Origin of the sequence: Bacillus sp. FSL K6-0994, assembly GCF_038630815.1 — a bacterium.
GTDB classification, from domain to species: Bacteria; Bacillota; Bacilli; order Bacillales; family Bacillaceae; genus Bacillus; species Bacillus safensis.
In genome coordinates, this window is sequence record NZ_CP152043.1 from 2,142,466 (window position 1) to 2,162,283 (window position 19,818).

The following is a 19,818-nucleotide window of genomic DNA, read 5'->3' on the forward strand; positions in this document are numbered from 1 at the left end:
ACTCTTTTCTGTCTTGTTTCCATTCACTTTTGTGAAATGATGAACTTTTTTTACTTTCCCCATTATAATCAAAAAAAGAAGGAGATGTTAAGTCTCCTTCTCTTTTTCTTTATAATATTTTTTGTAAGAAGTCTTGCGCACGCTGTGAAGACGGTGATTCAAAAAATTGTACAGGGTTTGCATCCTCTACAATTTTCCCATCATCCATAAAGATCACGCGGTCAGCCACTTCTTTTGCAAAGCCCATTTCATGTGTGACGATGACGAGTGTCATTCCAGATTGAGCCAGTTCTTTCATGACCTCTAATACTTCCTTGACCATTTCTGGATCTAGGGCTGACGTTGGTTCGTCAAACAGCATAATGTCTGGTGTCATCGCAAGCGCACGCGCAATCGCTACACGCTGCTTTTGACCGCCTGACAGACGGTTCGGGAAATCATCTTTTTTCTCTAAAAGCCCTACCTTTTTGAGCAGGTCTTCAGCTTGTTTGATGCTGTCTTCCTTCGATTGATTCTTCACATTCATTGGCGCATACGTGATATTTTCCAGCACCGTTTTATGCGGGAAGAGATGGAAATGCTGAAACACCATTCCGATGTTCTCACGCACTTTTAGTGCATTCGTTTTTGGATTGGTGATTTCGGTGTCCTTAATCGTAATGACACCAGAAGTCGGCTTTTCAAGTAAATTCATGCAGCGGAGGAACGTCGATTTTCCTGAACCAGATGGTCCAATAACCGCAACAACTTCCCCTTCTTTAATGGTGGTGTCGATCCCCTTTAAAACTTCGTTTTTACCAAAAGATTTTGTGAGTTTCTCTATTTTAATCATTTGATTTTAACTTCCTTTCCACCGATTTGCCGACAAAGGTGAGAACAAGCACGATGACATAATAGATAAGACCCGCAAAAATAAGCGGTTCAAGATAATTATACGTGACGGCCCCTGCTTGATAGGCTCGTCTCATGACATCACCCAGTCCGATGACTGTTACAATCGCTGATTCTTTTGTCAGTGTAATCGTCTCATTCACAAGTGCAGGTGAAATATTTTTAAACGCCTGCGGAAGCAATAAGTCCTTCATCATTTTAGCATAAGGGATGCCTAAAGCAACGGCTGCTTCTTTTTGACCTTTATCAATGGCATTAATACCCGCACGAATAATTTCAGATACGTATGCCGCCGAGTTGAGTGAAAATGCCGCTACAGCAGCCCAGTATTGGTCGATTTGAAACCCAAGAAGCTGAGGCAGACCAAAATAAATAATGAGCAATTGAAGCACAAGCGGTGTGCCTCGGAAAATTGACGTATAAAAATCTGCAAGCCAAATGAGCGGTTTAAACACACTAATTTTACAAAGCGTTAATAAAATTCCTAAGATAAATCCAAGTAAAAGGGATACCACTACTATAGAAAGCGTGACCTTAAGTCCTTCTAGAATAAAGGGCATCTGAGGTATTACATCTTTAAAATCAAACATGACATTCTCCTTTTTTCTGCCTTCATACAAAACAGGAAAAAAGTTCAACATGAGTTGAACTTTTCAGCGCTTTTCTACTTGATTTTCTGGAATGACGCTGATCCTTTTCCTGACTTACTTTTCATCAGCAAACCATTTTTTAATTAATTTATCAAGTTCGCCATTATCTTTCATTTCTTTTAATGATTTATTAAATTTCGCTGTTAAGTCGCTGTTTTTCTTGAATGCAATGGCTGAACCTTCGTTTGAGCTGTTCAATCCAAATGCTTGGAAGTCTTTTTCCTTTTTTAAGTAACCAGCAGCTACTTTATCTTCAATAATTGCTGCATCAAAACGGCCTGCTTTAATCTCTTGAATGATATCAGAAATTTTATTACGGTCTTCAACTGTTAGGTTATATTTCTTTTGCAGTCCATTCGCTTCATCCTGTTGAATAGAACCTAATTGAACGCCGACTGTTTTGTCTTTTAAATCTTTCTCTGCCTTAATACCGCTAGATTTCTTTGATACAACCAAGTTTTTAGCATTGTAATAAACATCAGAGAAATCAACTTGCTTTTTACGTTTTTCTGTAGGTGTCATTCCTGCAAGGACAATATCAGCTTTGTTTGTTTTAAGAGCTGATACAAGGCTAGCAAAGTCCATATCTTGAATTTCTAGCTTGTAGCCGTTCTTTTTCGCTAGTGCTGTTGCAAGATCTACATCAAAACCGACAATTTTATCTCCGTCTTTTGATTCAAATGGCGGATAATCTGCTGATGTCGCCATCACGAGTGTCTTGTCATCTCCTGATGCGTTTGAATTATTAGAAGAAGTTCCGCATGCTGCGAGTGCAGCTGCAAGACCAGCTGTCATAAGTAATAATAACCACTTTTTCATATGATGATGCCTCCCAGTATTTAAAATCATGTATTGATTTGAATATTTATTCACTATAATGTATTTTAAACACTTTCTTTTTAAGATGCAATAGTATTTTGCTAAAATTATTTTGATTCTATTGTCTTATAAAACAAAAAGCAGACCGATCTAAAGACCGGACTGCTTTATATTTATTCATTCAAACGTCATATGTTAGATTTCTTCGCAATGCTCATCAAAAGCGGCTTGTAGTTTTGAAACGACTTCCATTGGCTCGTGCCCTTCAATTTCATGACGCTCGACCATTTTGATGATTTTTCCATCTTTTAATAAGGCGAAAGATGGTGAAGATGGCGGGAAGCCTTCAAAGTATTCACGCGCTCTTGCTGTTGCCTCTTTGTCCTGCCCAGCAAACACTGTCAGCAATTGATCTGGACGCTTATCGTAATGAACAGAATAGCCGGCAGCTGGTCTTGCAATACCGCCTGCACAGCCGCATACTGAATTCACCATGACAAGTGCCGTTCCTTTTTTAGTCAGTGCTTCGTCTACTTCTTCAGCTGATGTGAGCTCAGTGTAGCCTGCCTGCTTAATTTCTTCTCTCGCTTGTTTCACAATATCATTCATAAATAAATTAAAATCAATATTCATGTTCGTCCACTCCTTTTGCGTACCAAAACCATTTTAACTCCATCATATCAAGGAAAACGCCTGCGGGCAAATGTGTTGTCTTTTCCTCCGCCTCTTTTTCCAAACATCGTTTATGAGCTTTCAAATTGGGGAAAAGTGATGATAAAGAGATGAAAGGGAGAACTGCGTGATGGCACAATTCAAAAAAGCGATGCTCATTTATAATGGAAATGCCGGACAAAAAAACATGGAAAAAACACTCGGTCAAACAGTGCCTCTTCTTTCTCTACATATTGATGAACTCATTTTGAAACCAACAAAGCAGCCAAATGATGCTTATGATTTCTGCCGTCAAATTGATGAAACGGTGGAATTGCTCATCATATTAGGCGGAGACGGTACCGTGCATGAATGCATGAACGGTATTGGAGGTTTAGAAAAAAGGCCCGCTGTAGCGATATTACCAGGCGGGACATGCAACGATTTTTCTAGAACACTAGGTATTCCTCAACAAATGCAGAAAGCCGCTCAAATGATTGTAGACGGCAAAGAGAAAAAGGTCGACTTAATCAAAGCAGAAGATCGATACGTGTTAAACTTTTGGGGAATTGGGCTGATCGCAGACACGTCCAACAATATTAACGACAAGGAAAAAGCCGTACTCGGCAAAATCAGCTACTTCACAAGTGCGCTGCGCACCTTGCAGCAAACAGATCCTTTTCACGTACGTATTGAGACAGAAGAGGAAAGCTGGGATGAGGAAGCTGTCATCGTTCTTGTCATGAATGGACATTTTATCGGTACAAATAGAATTGATTTGCCTCATGCAGCCATTGATGATGGAAAAGCAGAAATCTTAATTTGCAGAAATACGAGTTTCTCTGCTTTAAAAGAAATCTTCTCAATGAACCGGGAAGAGCTGGAGGATTTCACCGGCGATCTGTCTCTCATTCAAGCGTCCTGTATTCATATCCACACAAAAGAGGAAATGGATGCTGATACAGATGGTGAGGTTTATATGACGGCCCCTTCTTCTTTAGAAGTGTTAAAACAGCATTTGACCTTTATTGTTCCAGAAGAATAAAAAAATGCCCGACATCATTTTGATTCGGGCGTTTTTTTGATATATCGTCTGTATAAATATTCAAGTGCATATCCGAGAAGCGTCCCGGCGAGAAGTGATATTCCTAAAAAGCTATTGGCTGCTCCTTTAAATCCGCCGACAATCAGCAGACAGTACACGATTTGAATGATTGAAACGATCGATATGATAAGCAGTAATCGTTCAGGATGATTGCGTGATTTAGAAATGTACCGCAGAAAAGCGAAGGCAATCGCTGTGATAAACATGAGACCAATCGTTAGAAAAGCAAAAAAATCTAGTCCAGACATATCATCGCTCCTTTCTCCTAGATGTGGAAATCCCCCTCTCATGCCGGGAGGGGGAAAATTGTTGTTTTAATAAACAGATGTCTGCTCGTCAATGCCTTCAAGGATTTGTTTAATTCGCTGAAGGAATCTGCCGCATACAAGCCCATCTAGTACTCTGTGATCTAATGAAAGACAAAGATTGACCATGTCTCTTGCCGCAATCATTCCGTTTACTATCATTGGACGCTTCACGATCGATTCTACTTGTAAAATCGCCGCTTGCGGATAATTAATGATTCCCATTGATTGTACCGAACCAAATGATCCCGTGTTGTTGACAGTGAAGGTACCGCCTTCCATATCACTTTGCTTAAGCGTTCCTTGTCTCACCTTAGACGCCAGCTCATGAATTTCTTTGGCGATGCCCTTAATGGTCTTTTCATCCGCATCCTTAATGACTGGAACAAAAAGCGCGTCATCTGTAGCGACAGCAATCGAAACATTGATTGCTTTCTTTTGCACAATTTTATCTCCGGCCCACATGCTGTTCATTTCAGGGAATTCCTTTAAGGCCTGAGCCACTGCTTTGACAAAGAATGCAAAGAACGTCAAGTTAAAGCCTTCTTTTGCTTTAAACTGATCCTTCAGCTGATTTCTTCTTGTCACTAGATTTGTCACATCGACTTCCATCATCGTCCATGCATGCGGAATTTCATGTTTGCTTCTCAGCATATTGGCCGCAATTGCCTGACGGATCGGCGTGACTGGCAGCTCAACATCACCAGGCATAGAAGGGACGGCAGGTGCCGCTTTTGCTTGAGATGGCTGCGCAGGCTCCGGTTGAACGGCACGTTCATTGACAGGTGCTGTCTTCTCTTTAACGCCGCCGTTTTCAATGAGCTGCAGCAAATCTTTTCTAGTGATTCGGCCGCCTGCTCCTGTACCTTGAACAGCGGCTAAATCAATGCTATGCTCATCTGCTAAACGAAGAACGGCTGGAGAATAACGTTTCTTTTGACTTTGATTCTCATTTGTTTGATCTGCTTCAGGCGCTTCGCTTTGCTCAGGTGCTGCTTCTTCTTTCTCGCTCTGCTGCTCGCTTCCTTCTATCTCAATTTCACAGAACACTTCTCCTACTTGCAGCGTTTCGCCTTCCTCAGCCGATAGCTTTGTAATCGTTCCTGTAAAAGATGACGGAACTTCTGCATTCACTTTATCTGTCATGACTTCCGCAATCGGATCGTATTTATTCACATGATCGCCAGGTGAAACGAGCCATTTGCTAATGGTTCCTTCTGTTACACTTTCACCTAGCTGAGGCATTTTCATTTGTTCAATTGCCACTTTGAAACCCTCCTCTTTCTTAAAACGCCGCCAGCTCTCTCATTTCAGCTTCTACCTTATCCGGATTGACCATGAAGAATTTCTCCATTGTCGGCGCATAAGGCATTGCTGGAATATCTGGTCCAGCAAGACGTTTGATTGGTGCGTCTAAATCAAATAAGCAATGCTCCGAAATGATCGCTGCAACCTCACTCATGATGCTGCCTTCTTTTGTATCTTCCGTTAAGAGAAGCACTTTCCCTGTTTTAGAAGCCGCTTCTATAATCGCTTCCTGATCAAGCGGGTACACTGTTCTCAAATCGAGAATATGAGCGGAAATGCCGTCTTTTGCAAGGCGGTCTGCTGCTTGCAGCGCAAAATGGACACAAAGGCCATATGTAATGACCGTGATATCATCGCCTTCACGCTTCACATCTGCTTTTCCAATCGGAAGAGTGTAATCCTCTTCAGGCACTTCTCCTTTAATAAGGCGGTATGCACGTTTATGTTCAAAGAACAATACAGGATCTGGATCACGCACTGCAGCCTTTAAAAGACCTTTGACATCATAAGGTGTAGAAGGCATCACAATCTTCAAACCAGGCTGGTTAGCAAAAATAGCTTCGACCGATTGTGAATGATAAAGTGCCCCGTGTACTCCGCCCCCATAAGGTGCGCGGATGACCATTGGACAGCTCCAATCATTATTTGAACGGTATCTAATTTTTGCAGCCTCTGAAATGATTTGGTTGATTGCAGGCATAATGAAATCCGCAAATTGCATTTCTGCAATTGGGCGCATTCCATACATCGCTGCCCCAATACCTACACCCGCAATGGCTGATTCTGCAAGAGGTGTATCCATGACGCGCGCTTCTCCAAATTGCTCGTAAAGACCCGCTGTCGCTTTAAATACGCCGCCTTTTTTCCCGACATCCTCTCCGAGCACAAACACTTTCGGATCTCGTTCCATTTCTTCTTTCATCGCCAGTGTAATAGCGTCTATATATGACATAACAGGCATTTTTCTTCCCCCTTACTCCGCATACACGTAACGAAGTGCGCTTTCTGCCTCAGCATAAGCTGCGTTTTCCGCTTCATCAGTAGCTTCGTTTACGATTTGCATGATTTCTTTTGTCATCTCTTCTTTCATTTCAGAAGTCATGACGTTTCCTTCGGTTAAATACGTTTCATATTGGATGAGCGGATCTTTCTTTCTTGCTTCGAGCACTTCTTCTTTTTCTCGATAGCTTGAATCATCGTCATCACTTGAATGCGCAGTTAAACGGTAAGAGATTGTTTCAATCAATGTCGGGCCTTCGCCTCTAGCCGCACGGTCTCTTGCTTCTTTGACAGCGGCATATACTTCAAGCGGATCATTTCCATCTACAGTGACACCAGGCATCCCATATCCAACCGCACGATCTGAAATGCGTTCACAGGCTACTTGTTTGTCATATGGCACGGAAATCGCATACTTATTGTTTTCACACATGAAAATAACAGGCAGTTTATGAACAGCAGCAAAGTTTGCGCCTTCGTGGAAATCACCTTGGTTTGATGAGCCTTCACCGAACGTGACAAAGCTGACAAAGTTTTTCTGCTCTAATCGTCCAGCAAGGGCAATTCCCACCGCGTGAGGAACCTGCGTTGTTACAGGTGAAGATCCGGTCACAATTCGATTTGCTCTTTGCCCAAAATGCCCCGGCATTTGTCTTCCGCCTGAGTTTGGATCGTCTTGTTTTGCGAAACCAGACATCATTAAATCTTTTGCTGTCATCCCAAAAGCAAGGACAACCCCCATATCACGATAGTAAGGTAAGACGTAATCTTCTTCTCTATTAAGAGCAAATGCAGCGCCGACTTGCTGCGCTTCCTGCCCTTGACAAGAAATAACGAATGGAATTTTCCCGGAACGGTTTAAAAGCCACATCCGTTCATCGATTTTTCTTGCTAGAAGCATTGTTCTGTATATATCAATTGCTTGTTCATCTGATAATCCTAATTCCTGATGACGCATGTTACTCATCATGTTTCCCTCCTTGATTAAAAATGGATCGCCTTCCCGTCAACAGCAAGGGCTGCCTCGCCAATCGCCTCTGATAAGGTCGGATGCGGGTGTATCGTCTGCCCCACTTCCCACGGGGTTGCATCAAGTACTTTGGCTAATCCAGCTTCAGATATCATATCTGTTACATGAGGACCAATCATATGAATTCCTAAAATATCATCTGTCTTTTGATCGGCAATGATTTTGACGAATCCATCAGACTCCCCGTACACAAGTGCTTTTCCAATTGCCATAAATGGAAATTTCCCTATTTTGACTTCAAAGCCCTGCTCTTTTGCCGCCTGTTCAGTGAGTCCAACACTAGCGGTTTCTGGGTGAGAGTAAACACATTTAGATACGAGCGTTTCATCGAGCGGCTTTGGATCTTTCCCAGCCATATGTTCTACAGCAATCATCCCTTCGTGAGAAGCGACATGTGCCAGTTGAAGCCCGCCAATGACATCTCCTATTGCGTAAATATGTGATTCTTTCGTTTGATAATGTTCATTTACGACAATGCCTTGTTTTTCGGTTTGGATGTCCGTGTTTTCAAGACCTATGCCTTCGATATTAGGTACTCTGCCGACTGAAAGAAGGAGTTTTTCCGCTTCAAAGGTCTGAATGTCTCCATCCTTTTCCGCTTGAATTGTCACGAGATTTTCCTGCTTTTCTACGCTATCTGGCAGTACCTTCGCATTAGTCACAAAAGTGATGCCTTTTTTAGATAATAGCTTTTCCATTTCTTTAGAAATGTCATGATCCTCTGTTGGCAAAATGCGGTCTGCAAACTCAAGCACAGTGACGTTCACACCAAAATCATTGAGCATGGAAGCCCACTCGATTCCGATCACTCCGCCCCCCACAATTAGCATTGACTGCGGAAGCTCTGGCAGTTCAAGTGCATCATCTGAAGTGAGGATGTGTGTTCCATCTGCTTCAAGCCCTGGCAGCACACGCGGTCTTGATCCTGTCGCGATGATGACCTGCTTTGGAATGAGCATTTCATTTTCCTCTCCATTTGCCATTTCTACGGAGATCGTTCCTGGCATTGGCGAAAAGATAGATGGGCCAAGAATACGGCCGATTCCTTCATATACATCAATTTTTCCTTGTTTCATTAAATGTTTGACGCCGCCTGCTAGTTTTTCGACGATCTCTGTTTTTCTTTTCTGCACGTTGGCAAATTGCAAGGCAACGCCTCCTGCCTCAACACCAAAATCAGCTGCGCGTTTGACGGTTTGATAAACTTCTGCACTTCTGAGCAGCGCTTTAGACGGGATGCAGCCTTTATGAAGACATGTTCCGCCGAGCTTTTCTTTTTCTACAACTGCTGTTTTCAATCCAAGCTGTGAGGCACGGATGGCCGCTACATAGCCGCCTGTGCCTCCACCAAGAATGACGAGGTCATATTCAGTTGCCATGACTTGTCACTCCTTTCTTTTCCTGTTGATCATTTGGGTATTCTTTCGGTGATTCTTCTTCTTTTAAAATACGAAGGGCACCTTCTGCTAACGATTGCAGCTCATTTTCACCTGGAAACACGACAACATCTGAAATCCAGTCAATATAGCCGCGAATACTTGACGTAATTTGTTTGCTGTATGCAAGTCCGCCTGTTAATACAATGACGTCAACTGCTCCTTTTAAGACAGCGCTAGCCGCACCAATTTCCTTGGCAATCTGATAGCACATTGCTTCATAAATGAGCGCCGCCCGCTCATCACCCGCTTCAATCATGCGTTCCACTTTCACAGCGTCTGTCGTGCCAAGATAGCCCGCAAGCCCGCCTTCACCAATAATGCGTTTGAGCATTTCTTCTTGGGTATACTCCCCCGAAAAACAAAGATTCACAAGATCACCTGTCGGCAAGGTTCCCGCACGCTCTGGGCTGAAAGGACCTTCGCCATGCAGACCGTTATTCACATCGATGACTTTTCCTTTTTCATGAACACCAATGGTGATACCGCCGCCCATATGAGTAATAATCATGTTCAAATCTTCGTAACTTTCTCCAAAAGAAGCCGCTGTTTTTCTTGCGACCGCTTTTTGATTTAATGCATGAAAAATGCTTTTTCTTTCGATCGTTGGCAGCCCTGAAATACGAGCAATTGGTTTTAGTTCATCCACTACAACTGGATCGACAATAAAAGCCGGGATATTCAGGCCAAGTGCAATTTCTCTCGCGATGATTCCACCGAGATTGGATGCGTGCTGGCCGGCATATCCTTCTTTCAGGTCTTCCACCATTTGCTCATTGACTTCATATGTGCCTCCTTCAATCGGACGAAGGAGACCGCCGCGCGCACAGACTGCATCAAACTTTGAGATATTCATCCCCTGTTCATGCAGTGTTTTCAAAATGGTTTCTTTACGGAATGAAAATTGATCAATGATATGAGGAAACTGCTTTAATTCCTCATCTGTATGTCTAAGTGTCGTTTCAAAAATAGAACGTTCATTATGAAACACACCGATTTTTGTTGAAGTAGAGCCAGGATTAATCGTGAGAATACGCCATTCTTTTGTCAGCAAAAACAAAACCTCCGTTTCAACTCATTCTTCAAATTAGCGACGGCTTAAAATATGTTGACCATTTTGCAAGAATTGACTTCTTGATTTGCGCATTCTTTCAATTCGCTCTTCAGCCAATCGGTCTGCCGCTTTATAAGTTGGAATGGCATCACGGTTTGAAATTTCAATCACACGTTCAATATTTTGATAAATGCCTTCGACTTTTTTCATCGCACGATCTGCATTATAGCCATAAAGCTCATCAGCCACGTTAATCACACCGCCTGCATTGATCACATAGTCAGGAGCATATACAATTCCCATCTCATGGATAAGGTCTCCGTGATGCGTTTCTCTTAGCTGGTTATTTGCAGCACCTGCAATCACCTTTGCTTTTAACTTAGGAATGGTCACATCGTTAATGGTTGCACCAAGTGCGCACGGTGCATAAATATCACATGCTTGATCGTAAATATCGTCAGGGTCGACTGCTTTTGCCCCAAAGTCTTCAACAGCACGTTTGACAGAGTCTTTGTTGATATCTGTGACAATGAGCTGCGCGCCTTCTTCATGCAGATGTTTACACAAGTTGTAAGCGACATTTCCTACGCCTTGGACGGCAATTGTTTTTCCTTCTAATGAATCGGTCCCAAATGCAGCTTTGGCAGCGGCTTTCATCCCTTTGTATACACCGTAAGCTGTGACGGGAGACGGATTTCCAGAAGAACCAAATGCAGGAGAGATCCCTGTGACAAAATCGGTTTCTTCATGAATGAGATCCATGTCTTCTACCGTTGTACCGACATCTTCTGCTGTAATATAGCGGCCATTCAGCCCTTGAATATAACGTCCAAATGCACGGAACATTTCTTCATTTTTGTCTTTTCTCGGATCACCGATGATGACCGTTTTTCCGCCGCCAAGATTAAGTCCTGCTGCCGCGTTTTTATAAGTCATTCCTCTAGCTAGACGCAGTGCATCCTCAATGGCTGCTTCTTCGTTTTCATACGTCCACATTCTCGTTCCGCCTAGTGCCGGCCCAAGTGTTGTATCATGAATCGCAATAATGGCTTTTAAGCCAGACTGCTCATCCTGACAAAATACAAGCTGTTCATAATCGTATCGTTCCATATATTTAAAAAGTTCCATCGTGTTATTCCTCCTATTACTTCCGCTTAATTTGATGTACAGATGGCAAGCGCAATTGAATAAAGCTTACTTTCGGCTGAATCAGACCGGCTTGTTAAAGCAATCGGCGCCTTCGCTCCTGCCACCACAGCTCCCACCTTCGCATGTGCAAAGTAGATGAGAGATTTATAAAGAATGTTTCCTGCCTCAATTGTTGGCACAAGCAAAATATCTGCATGGCCGGCTACATCACTTGTAATATTTTTATGAGAAGCTGCCGTTTGAGAAATGGCATTATCTAAAGCAAGAGGCCCATCAATCAGGCATCCAGAAATTTGCCCCCGCCGATTCATTTGCGCAAGACTTGCCGCAGTCAAAGTTGAATCCATTGCCGGATTCACGACCTCGACCGCAGAGAGCACTGCAACCTTTGGCATGTCGTTTCCGACAGCTTGTGCTACTTGAACAGAGTTGATCGTAATCTCTTTCAGCATATTTAAATCGGGCGCGATGTTCATCGCAGAATCCGTGACATAAATAAAGCGGTCAAAGCCCGGTACTTCAAATGCCGCAACATGTGATAGGACACTTGTCGTCCTGAGCCCATATTCTTTATTCAGTACCGCTTTTAAAAGAACGGCTGTCGGGACATGCCCCTTCATCAAAATATCTGCATGCTTCTCGCTCACTGCCTGAACGGCAATTTTGGCAGATTCTTCGGGAGAATCTGAATGAATAATATCTATCCAGTCCTCATTGATTTCATGCTGCTTCACTAGCTCCTTCAGGTTGCGTTTGTTCCCAACCAGGAGAAAGCGAGCGACCTTTCGCTTAATTGCCATCTTGATGGCATGAAGCACTTCTTCGTCTTCTGCATGAGCCACAGCCGCCGTTTTGTTCTGCAGCTGGGCGGCTTTCATAATCAGATCGTCAAGCTTCATATATGCCCACCTTTCCTTGTGCTCGGTTCATGTTTTATATGCAAGTTCCGTGCCAGTTTGAAATGCAGTGAATATGAGGCAATTCGCATGACATTCGTGCAATCTTTTGCAGGTTACATGCATTTTATTGCATGCTATCTTTTGCAAGTTGATATTTGTCCATTTTATAGTAAAGGTTCCGAATGCTGATCCCTAACGTTTTCGCTGTTTTCGTGCGATTGAATTGATGCTTTTCAAGGGTTTGTTTAATCAGCTGCGCTTCAAATGCCTCAACAGCATCCGAAAGCGTCTCTCCCTCAAATTGACTGACAGTCAGTTCCTGCTGCTCTTTTTCTTCCTGATCTTCTGACTCCATGAAAGAAATATGCCCTTCATCAATCCATTCTTCTTGCGGGTTCAAAAAGATCATGGCTCGTCCAAGTACATTTTCAAGCTCTCTTACGTTTCCTGGCCACTTATATGATCGCAGTCTATTAAGTGCCTGTTCCGTTAACCCGCTCACGTTCCGTCCATAGTCTAAATTGATCTTTTGGATGAGACGTTTGCTTAACGAGTCAATATCCTCAAGGCGCTGCCTTAGCGGCGGGATGGAGATCGGGTATCTGTTCATTCGATAATATAAATCTTCTCTGAACTTTCCTTCCGCCATCGCTTTTTCAATATTGACATTTGTCGCCGTGATCACACGAACATCGACCGGTATAGCCTTTGTTCCGCCTACCCTTACTATTTCTTTCTCCTGCATCACACGAAGCAGCTTCGCCTGTGTACTTGGCGTCATTTCGCCAATTTCATCTAAAAAAATGCTGCCTTGATTCGCCTCTTCAAACAGCCCTTTTTTCCCGCCTCGCCTTGCACCAGAAAATGCTCCTTCTTCATAGCCAAAAAGCTCTGACTCTAAAAGGGTCTCAGATAAGGCTGCACAGTTGACCCGTACAAAGCGATTATATTTCCGGTCACTTTCATTATGAATGGCGTGCGCAAACAGCTCTTTTCCAGTACCTGATTCTCCCCGGAGTAAAATGGTGGCTGGCGTTTTCGCCCCTAGCTTCGCCTGCTCTAGCGCCACAAGCATTTGCTCACTCTCTCCAATGATATCTTCAAATGTGTACTTTGCTTCAAGTGTACGGATGAGCTGCCTTGCTTTATTTAATTCATTTGTGAGTGATTGAATTTCTGATACGTCATGAATGACCCCAACACTGCCTTTTAAAATGCCATCAACAATGACTGGCGCTACGTTGACAATCACATCTTTTTTATTCGGTCCGACTTTCATTCTGACGCCTCGAACGGGTCTCCTTGTTTCAAGTACCTTCAAATGCATGCTTTCTCCTTCAGAAATATCTGCACCTGCTGGTTTCCCCACAACTTCCTTATCTGTTAATCCAGTCATTTTCGTATAAGCCCGGTTGATTAAGATGCCTTTTCCCTGCTCATCAACAACTGATATGGCTTCATCCGACGATTGAATGATCGCCTCCAGCATCGTTCGCACTTCTTTAAGATTGGTTACTTCCTCCGCAAGCTCAACGGCATCTGTAATATCTTTAAAGATGGATAAAGCACCTAGCATTCTCCCCGCGTCATCAATAATTGGCAAACGCGTTGTAACAATTTGTATTTGCTGATTCAAAAATTGTTTTTGATTAAATTCTGGCTCTCTCGATCTTAAAATGTCGGGAAGCTTTGTATTTGGGATCACTTCTCGTATATGACGGCCAATCGCATCTTTTTGCGAACATCCAACCATTTTGGCCGCTGATCGATTAAACAGGACGACTTCTTCATTCATGTTTATAAAAATCATCCCGTCGTTCGTTGCATTAAAAATGCGGTCATGCTTATAGGTTTGTTCCTTTAATATTTGGATCAGCTGCTGTTTTTCTGACATTAATTCTGATATCACGTAAGCCATTGAACTTGGAACAATGACTGCGTGCTCTGGCTTTTTTTCAATCAGTTCTTTCAGCACTGCTGAACTGCCTGTTGTTTCAATGATGATATCAATGTCATCTTTTATGTATTCTTTCCAATCCGTTGTCGTGTCAATTCCATTCTTTTTCGCTTCTACCATCCCCGGTGCCTCAAGATCAAGGTCGGCGATCGCAATGATTTGAATCATATTTGTTTTCAGCAATGTTTCAAGCAATGCTGATCCACCCTGTCCTGCACCGACAATCAAGACTCTCTGCATCCCGTTACCCCTTTATATGAAAAAATTTGCACACCATATTTTTCCGTTGCAAAAAATTGCACAACTCTTATATTACCACGTTTTCCTTTCTTGACAAAATATTTTTTGAATTAGACAATGGAAGTAAATGACGTTTAAGGGGACATTTAATGGGGAGAATACTTGCACTAGTGATTATTTTAATACCTGGCGCGCTTGCAGCACTTGGGATTAAGCTGCTGCGTGACACTGTTTTCGGCATCATCATTGCACCATTTCCATATTTATGGCTGCAAGGAATTGCAGGGTTGTTATTTTTAGGGGGAGGTCTTTATGTAGTGGCTGGCTTTATTTTATATAGAGACCGTAAACGAAATAAAGTGACTGCTCGCTTTAAGCAGAGATAAAACGTGAAAAAAGACCCGCTGATTTTGAGCAGGTCTTTATTTCATTTCTTCTCTTATTTTCACGGCTCGGTCAGGAAAATCAGTAAAAATGCCATCGACACCTAAGGAAAACATGTTTTTCATTTGCTTTTCACTATTTACTGTAAACGGCCTGATCACTTGCTGAGATGCATGGAGAGCTGCCACAACCTCTTTGGTCACGCCGGCACCCTTGATATTTGGATGGTAGCCCCTTGCTGGTACTGTTTTTATATACATCTCCGGCTGATGAATCACATCCATTGTGAGAACCGCAAGTTCAACATGCGGCATCAGTTTGTGAAAAAGAGCTAAACTGCCGTGATGAAACGATGAAACAAGTACACGGTCTTCTATTTGAAAATGCTCGATTTGTTTTTTTACTTTCTCTTCGATACCCGGATATCGATAAATGGAGTTTTTTAGTTCAATATTGATGATCAATGATGATTGCTGCGTCACTAGCTCTAATACTTCCTCCAAAAGAGGAATGGATACAGCACCGGTTTCTTCGTAGAAAGAATGACTCGCATCTCCCGCTTTTAATTCTTCATATGTATGGTCTTTCACTAAACCTTTCATGTTCGTTGTTCTGTTCAGTTTCTCATCGTGAATGACAGCAAGTCTGCCGTCTTTCGTCAGCTGAACATCCAGCTCAATTCCGTCAGCTCCCGAATGGAGTGCATGCTCGAAGGCTATCATGGTGTTTTCAGGATAAATGCCTTTAAAGCCTCTGTGTGCAAAAATTTTCGTCATAGGTCACCTCTAAATATGATGCTTCCTTACATTATGACGTGTCTTTTTTCGTTTTTCCAGTTTTGAGCGCATAAAAAAACCTCTTCTGATTCATACGAAGAGGTTGACAGATAAATTCGATCACGTAATCGCTCTGATGGCTTGCTCTGTCGTCTCTGCGTCAAGAGCAAAAAGGGAAGAAACAACTGCGACTGCTGTAACAACGGTTACACCTAACAACAACTTTTTCATAAGATAACCTCCACTTTCTTTTGAAGTATTTGTGCATCGAATTTCTTTTCAAGAAAACGAATGGCATTTTGATAATCATTTCGTTCCTTGAAGTATTTCGATATTTGTTCAGACAAATCCTCAAGCTCCACATATAATCTATTTTTTTCTATGTAGTCTAATTTTTCTGAGAATACGTCTGCTGCCCCACTATTCTCGCACATCAAATCTAAAATTTCAAATTTTACTATATATTCATTATTTTGGATATCGCAACTATACAAAATACCCTCTTTAATATATTCCCTCGCCTCTTGATCTCCTAAATGAACCAAAGCATTGGCCAGAACATATAAAGATTGGATGTAATAATGGCTATTGTCACGGTGAATTTGAATGCCCATTCCTTTTTTGGCATAATGTGCGCTTTTTTCATAATCATGCTTTGCATAATAAAGAACCGCTAAATTGTGATAGCATTTCCCAATCAGCACTTCATTGTTAATGCGCTTACTTTTCTCAAGTGCTTCTTTATACTTTTTCTCTGCTTCATCGAATTGGAACAAATCAATGCAATTACTTGCATGTAAAATTAAGCTGTCAATCGCCTGCGCTGTGTACTCTTCATGCGCTTTGAATGTATCGATGGCTTTTTTAATATGATTAATGGATATGAAATTTTGTTTCAGTTCGTAATAGATCGAAGCAACCTTATGGTGAAAAGTTCCTACTTCCAGGTCTTCATTCACACGTTTTAGCCGCTGTTCTGCAATTTTGTAAAAGCTAATGGCTTCATCATACTTTTTCACATATGCAGCATATTGGCCTTTGTAAAAGTAAAAATAAAAATTAATAATGTCATCTGCCTTCTCATCGAGCGTTCCGACACTTTTCATAATTTGATTGGCTTTTTCTATATTTCCAAGTAACATTTCATGTCTGCCGTCAACAAGCTGATAATAAAGGAGAACTTCACGGTCTTCATCTGTATTTTTTAGCAAATTCTGAATTTTCTCTTTATAGACAGCAGATTTTTCTAAGTCATTCTGAGAAATGACCCTCGTCCACTTGCTAATTTCGTTCGCTACCTCAGCAGAGTGGATTTTCAGCTTTCCCATAACCTCACCCTCTTCTTTTCATTATTATAGCATAGTAAAAGAATGTGAAAATTATTAAATTCGACAATGGGAATATTCAGTTCAAATGGCACAATCTCTAAGAAGCCAGTGACTTTAAAACGCCAACCAATCAGGTCAATAGAAATAGAACTTTCGATCTCGTTTGCTTAAATTACCAAATCCATAAGACCTTTTCCTCTCATCCTTTTTCTTACGAATGAGCGTTTTCTTCTTCTATTTTGAAGAATTCATGATCGATTGGCGCAGCTGATTACCACTACTTTATGTCTTTTTTATTTTTTTCATGCTTTATTTTTCATTTTATTCTGAAAATAAAGCAGCCCGTTTGTCCAATTTAAACATTAAGATGATTTTATCAACCTAACCAATTTTTGACAACATGTTTCAAAATAAAAAAACGTCTCAATGAAGAAACGTTTTTTCATGAAAAAGATACTAGCTTGCTCTATGCTCTAAACGCAGACGATCAGCTACCATGGCAATAAATTCTGAATTGGTTGGTTTTGCTTTTGACATGCTGACAGTATAACCAAAGAGTGAGGAAATGGAATCAATGTTTCCTCTGCTCCATGCGACTTCAATGGCATGACGAATCGCTCGTTCTACCCTGCTGGCAGTCGTGTTAAATTTCTTTGCAATGTCTGGGTACAACACTTTAGTGATGCTTCCGAGAAGCTCAATGTCATTGTACACCATAGAAATTGCTTCTCTTAAGTATAAATAGCCTTTAATATGAGCGGGCACGCCAATCTCATGAATAATGGTCGTAATGCTCGCATCTAAGTTTTTACGTTTCGGTTCAGGTTTGTTACGAAGAACACTGTTTTGGATTGATGAAGAGCGATGGGTAACTTGTGTGCCGTTTCCACTGACTTGACGAATATGACCTACTAGGTTTTCCATATCAAATGGCTTTAAAATGAAATAGGATGCGCCCAAATCAACTGCTTTTTTCGTGACATCTTCTTGTCCAAATGCCGTTAGCATAATCACACTTGGCTGTTTTGTCATTTCATTGTTTTCACGGAGGCGTTCTAGTACAGCAAGACCGTCTAAATGAGGCATAATAATGTCTAAGAGGAGAACGTCGGGCTCTTTATCTTTAAATAATGTCAGGCATTCCTGACCATTATACGCCACGCCAAGTACTTCCATATCTTCCTGTCCCTCAATATACTCTGTCAAAAGGCCAACAAGCTCTCGATTGTCATCAGCTACACACACTTTAATTTTCTCCACGTTCTTTCCTCCCCAATGTCGATTCCTTTAGTCTTTTGCATTTCTCTTCTGAGTGTTCAATTCGACAAAACCATGCTATCCCCTTTAAAAAACTTTAATTTTCCGAATAATAGAGCATTATCTAGCTTTTTCTACGTTTTTCTTAACGAATCGACGATTATTGCAATTTGACAACATGCTTTTTTCCATTTTGTCGAAAAATCTCTTTTTCCTTATTTTATAACATGATGGAAGAGAAAGAAAGGGTAGAAAAAAACTGCCGGAAGATTCGCGGCAGTTTTTGATCAGCTTGCTTTTTTGTTTTTTTGATAAAGGTCGATTCCTGCTTCTGACAGCATCCATTCAATGTGTACGCCGTACCCGCTAGTCGGATCATTGACGAATACGTGTGTGACAGCTCCAATGACTTTGCCATTTTGGATGATGGGGCTTCCGCTCATTCCTTGGACGATTCCGCCCGTTTTGCTTAAGAGCCTCTCATCTGTTACCTTCAATACCATTCCTTTAGTTGCTGGGAATTTCTGCGGTGTTGTGCTGACGATTTTAATATCAAACTTCTCCACTTTATCATGATCCACAACGGTTAAAATTTCTGCTGGGCCTTCTTTTACTTCATTTGATAAAGCGACTGGAAGTGGTTTATCTGCTACATGATTTTCAAGCTTTTCGGTTAACGTACCAAAGATACCAAAAGGGCTGTTGCGGGAGATATCTCCTATTGTTTTTCTTTCGGAAGAGAATCTCGCCAATTTTTCTCCAGGATTGCCTCCTGTGCCTTTTTCAATCGATGTCACGGTTGATCTAACAATTTCACCATTGTCGACAACAATTGGTTTTTTTGTATCCATGTCAGAAATCACATGCCCAAGGGCACCATATTTTTTAGATGAAGGTTCAAAAAAGGTCATCGTGCCGATTCCTGCTGCAGAATCACGAATGTAAAGACCAATTCGATAGATGTCTTCACTTGCATCTTTTGCGGGTGTTAATGTTGTTTGAAAGGTTTTATGATCTCTCTTTATGAGCAAACGAAGCGTTTCACCCGTTTTCCCTGCTTTCTGAATAAATGGGGTGAGGTCATTCATTTTCTCCATTTTTTGACCATTGATTTCAATGATCATATCCCCTGATTGAATGCCTGCGGCTTCACCTGGTGATTTTTTGCCGTCTGCTGTTGTGATTTGATGAAAACCTACAACGAGAACTCCTACAGAGTGGAGCTTGACGCCAATGGATTGACCTCCAGGAATGACTTTTAATTCAGGGAGAACGTCAACTTTTGTTTTCTTAATAGGAAATCCTTTAAAATCATAAACAATTTCGGCTTTTCCCGCCTTTTGTCCTGTAATATCCAGCTGATTCTTTTTCTCTGAAAGGCTAAAGGCTGGTGAAGAAGCATTGGCTGACGCTTCAATCGATGTGTCAATTGAGTGCTTCTGTTTTTCAAATACAGCAACATTTGTTGGAATGCTGATGTATTCCTTCACTATGCTCATAAACCCTGTACTTATTAAAGAAACAAGGAGAATCACACCAATGGCTTTTCTCATCTTTTCGGGCATTCATTTTTCACTCTC

General features: G+C 41.7%; 19 protein-coding genes. 2 read left to right on the forward strand and 17 right to left on the reverse strand.

The features are described 5' to 3' along the window. Positions 1–109 precede the first annotated feature (109 nt). From MHB69_RS10975 to MHB69_RS10990, 4 genes are all read right to left on the reverse strand, one after another. On the reverse strand, positions 110–832 hold the full coding sequence (locus MHB69_RS10975; RefSeq protein WP_041106813.1) for an amino acid ABC transporter ATP-binding protein: 723 nt from the start codon (positions 830–832) through the stop codon (positions 110–112). Further along, positions 825–1,481: an amino acid ABC transporter permease gene (locus MHB69_RS10980; RefSeq protein WP_024422919.1), complete on the reverse strand. Its 657-nt coding sequence runs from the start codon at positions 1,479–1,481 to the stop codon at positions 825–827. Before MHB69_RS10980 ends, MHB69_RS10975 begins: the two co-directional genes overlap by 8 nt. A gap of 114 nt (positions 1,482–1,595) precedes the next feature. Then, positions 1,596–2,360 carry a transporter substrate-binding domain-containing protein gene (locus MHB69_RS10985; RefSeq protein WP_024422920.1) on the reverse strand — a complete coding sequence of 255 codons (765 nt, stop codon included), beginning with the start codon at positions 2,358–2,360 and terminating at the stop codon, positions 1,596–1,598. Between the two features lie 195 nt (positions 2,361–2,555). Beyond that, a complete protein-coding gene (locus MHB69_RS10990; protein WP_024428021.1) occupies positions 2,556–2,993 on the reverse strand; it encodes a BrxA/BrxB family bacilliredoxin in 438 nt (145 codons plus the stop codon). Between the two features lie 169 nt (positions 2,994–3,162). On the opposite strand from MHB69_RS10990, the gene MHB69_RS10995 reads away from it, so the two are divergent. After that, positions 3,163–4,056 carry a YegS/Rv2252/BmrU family lipid kinase gene (locus tag MHB69_RS10995; protein ID WP_342495558.1) on the forward strand — a complete coding sequence of 298 codons (894 nt, stop codon included), beginning with the start codon at positions 3,163–3,165 and terminating at the stop codon, positions 4,054–4,056. A 14-nt stretch (positions 4,057–4,070) separates the two neighbouring features. Here MHB69_RS10995 and MHB69_RS11000 read toward each other — a convergent pair whose 3' ends face one another. From MHB69_RS11000 to MHB69_RS11040, 9 genes are all read right to left on the reverse strand, one after another. Next, positions 4,071–4,364 carry a YesK-like family protein gene (locus tag MHB69_RS11000; RefSeq protein ID WP_024428019.1) on the reverse strand — a complete coding sequence of 98 codons (294 nt, stop codon included), beginning with the start codon at positions 4,362–4,364 and terminating at the stop codon, positions 4,071–4,073. 66 nt (positions 4,365–4,430) lie between these two features. After that, positions 4,431–5,687, reverse strand: coding sequence for a dihydrolipoamide acetyltransferase family protein (locus MHB69_RS11005; RefSeq protein WP_025093000.1), 1,257 nt, complete (start codon positions 5,685–5,687; stop codon positions 4,431–4,433). Between the two features lie 19 nt (positions 5,688–5,706). After that, on the reverse strand, positions 5,707–6,690 hold the full coding sequence (locus tag MHB69_RS11010) for an alpha-ketoacid dehydrogenase subunit beta (RefSeq protein WP_024422925.1): 984 nt from the start codon (positions 6,688–6,690) through the stop codon (positions 5,707–5,709). Positions 6,691–6,702: 12 nt separating this feature from the next. Further along, positions 6,703–7,695: a thiamine pyrophosphate-dependent dehydrogenase E1 component subunit alpha gene (locus MHB69_RS11015; RefSeq protein WP_095408967.1), complete on the reverse strand. Its 993-nt coding sequence runs from the start codon at positions 7,693–7,695 to the stop codon at positions 6,703–6,705. Positions 7,696–7,712: 17 nt separating this feature from the next. Further along, positions 7,713–9,137 carry a dihydrolipoyl dehydrogenase gene (lpdA, locus tag MHB69_RS11020; RefSeq protein WP_025092998.1) on the reverse strand — a complete coding sequence of 475 codons (1,425 nt, stop codon included), beginning with the start codon at positions 9,135–9,137 and terminating at the stop codon, positions 7,713–7,715. Further along, a complete protein-coding gene (gene buk, locus MHB69_RS11025; RefSeq protein WP_095408968.1) occupies positions 9,127–10,254 on the reverse strand; it encodes a butyrate kinase in 1,128 nt (375 codons plus the stop codon). Before buk ends, lpdA begins: the two co-directional genes overlap by 11 nt. Positions 10,255–10,281: 27 nt before the next feature. Further along, a complete protein-coding gene (gene bcd, locus MHB69_RS11030) occupies positions 10,282–11,376 on the reverse strand; it encodes a branched-chain amino acid dehydrogenase (protein WP_003215658.1) in 1,095 nt (364 codons plus the stop codon). Positions 11,377–11,402: 26 nt separating this feature from the next. Further along, positions 11,403–12,296: a phosphate butyryltransferase gene (gene yqiS, locus MHB69_RS11035; RefSeq protein ID WP_024422929.1), complete on the reverse strand. Its 894-nt coding sequence runs from the start codon at positions 12,294–12,296 to the stop codon at positions 11,403–11,405. Positions 12,297–12,420: 124 nt separating this feature from the next. Next, entirely contained in the window at positions 12,421–14,493 is a 2,073-nt protein-coding gene (locus MHB69_RS11040) for a sigma-54-dependent Fis family transcriptional regulator (protein WP_024428014.1), read from the reverse strand. Between the two features lie 149 nt (positions 14,494–14,642). Here MHB69_RS11040 and MHB69_RS11045 point away from each other — a divergent pair, with 149 nt between their 5' ends. Next, positions 14,643–14,879: a DUF2627 domain-containing protein gene (locus tag MHB69_RS11045; protein WP_024422931.1), complete on the forward strand. Its 237-nt coding sequence runs from the start codon at positions 14,643–14,645 to the stop codon at positions 14,877–14,879. A 36-nt stretch (positions 14,880–14,915) separates the two neighbouring features. On the opposite strand, the gene MHB69_RS11050 is transcribed toward MHB69_RS11045, so the two are convergent. From MHB69_RS11050 to spoIVB, 4 genes are all read right to left on the reverse strand, one after another. Further along, a complete protein-coding gene (locus MHB69_RS11050; protein WP_024422932.1) occupies positions 14,916–15,653 on the reverse strand; it encodes a glycerophosphodiester phosphodiesterase in 738 nt (245 codons plus the stop codon). Positions 15,654–15,880: 227 nt separating this feature from the next. Next, positions 15,881–16,981: a Rap family tetratricopeptide repeat protein gene (locus MHB69_RS11055; RefSeq protein ID WP_024422933.1), complete on the reverse strand. Its 1,101-nt coding sequence runs from the start codon at positions 16,979–16,981 to the stop codon at positions 15,881–15,883. Positions 16,982–17,437: 456 nt separating this feature from the next. Continuing rightward, entirely contained in the window at positions 17,438–18,241 is an 804-nt protein-coding gene (gene spo0A / locus MHB69_RS11060; protein WP_024422935.1) for a sporulation transcription factor Spo0A, read from the reverse strand. Between the two features lie 284 nt (positions 18,242–18,525). After that, positions 18,526–19,803 (reverse strand): SpoIVB peptidase, encoded by a 1,278-nt coding sequence (gene spoIVB / locus MHB69_RS11065; RefSeq protein ID WP_342495559.1) that lies wholly within the window; start codon positions 19,801–19,803, stop codon positions 18,526–18,528. Positions 19,804–19,818 lie beyond the last annotated feature (15 nt).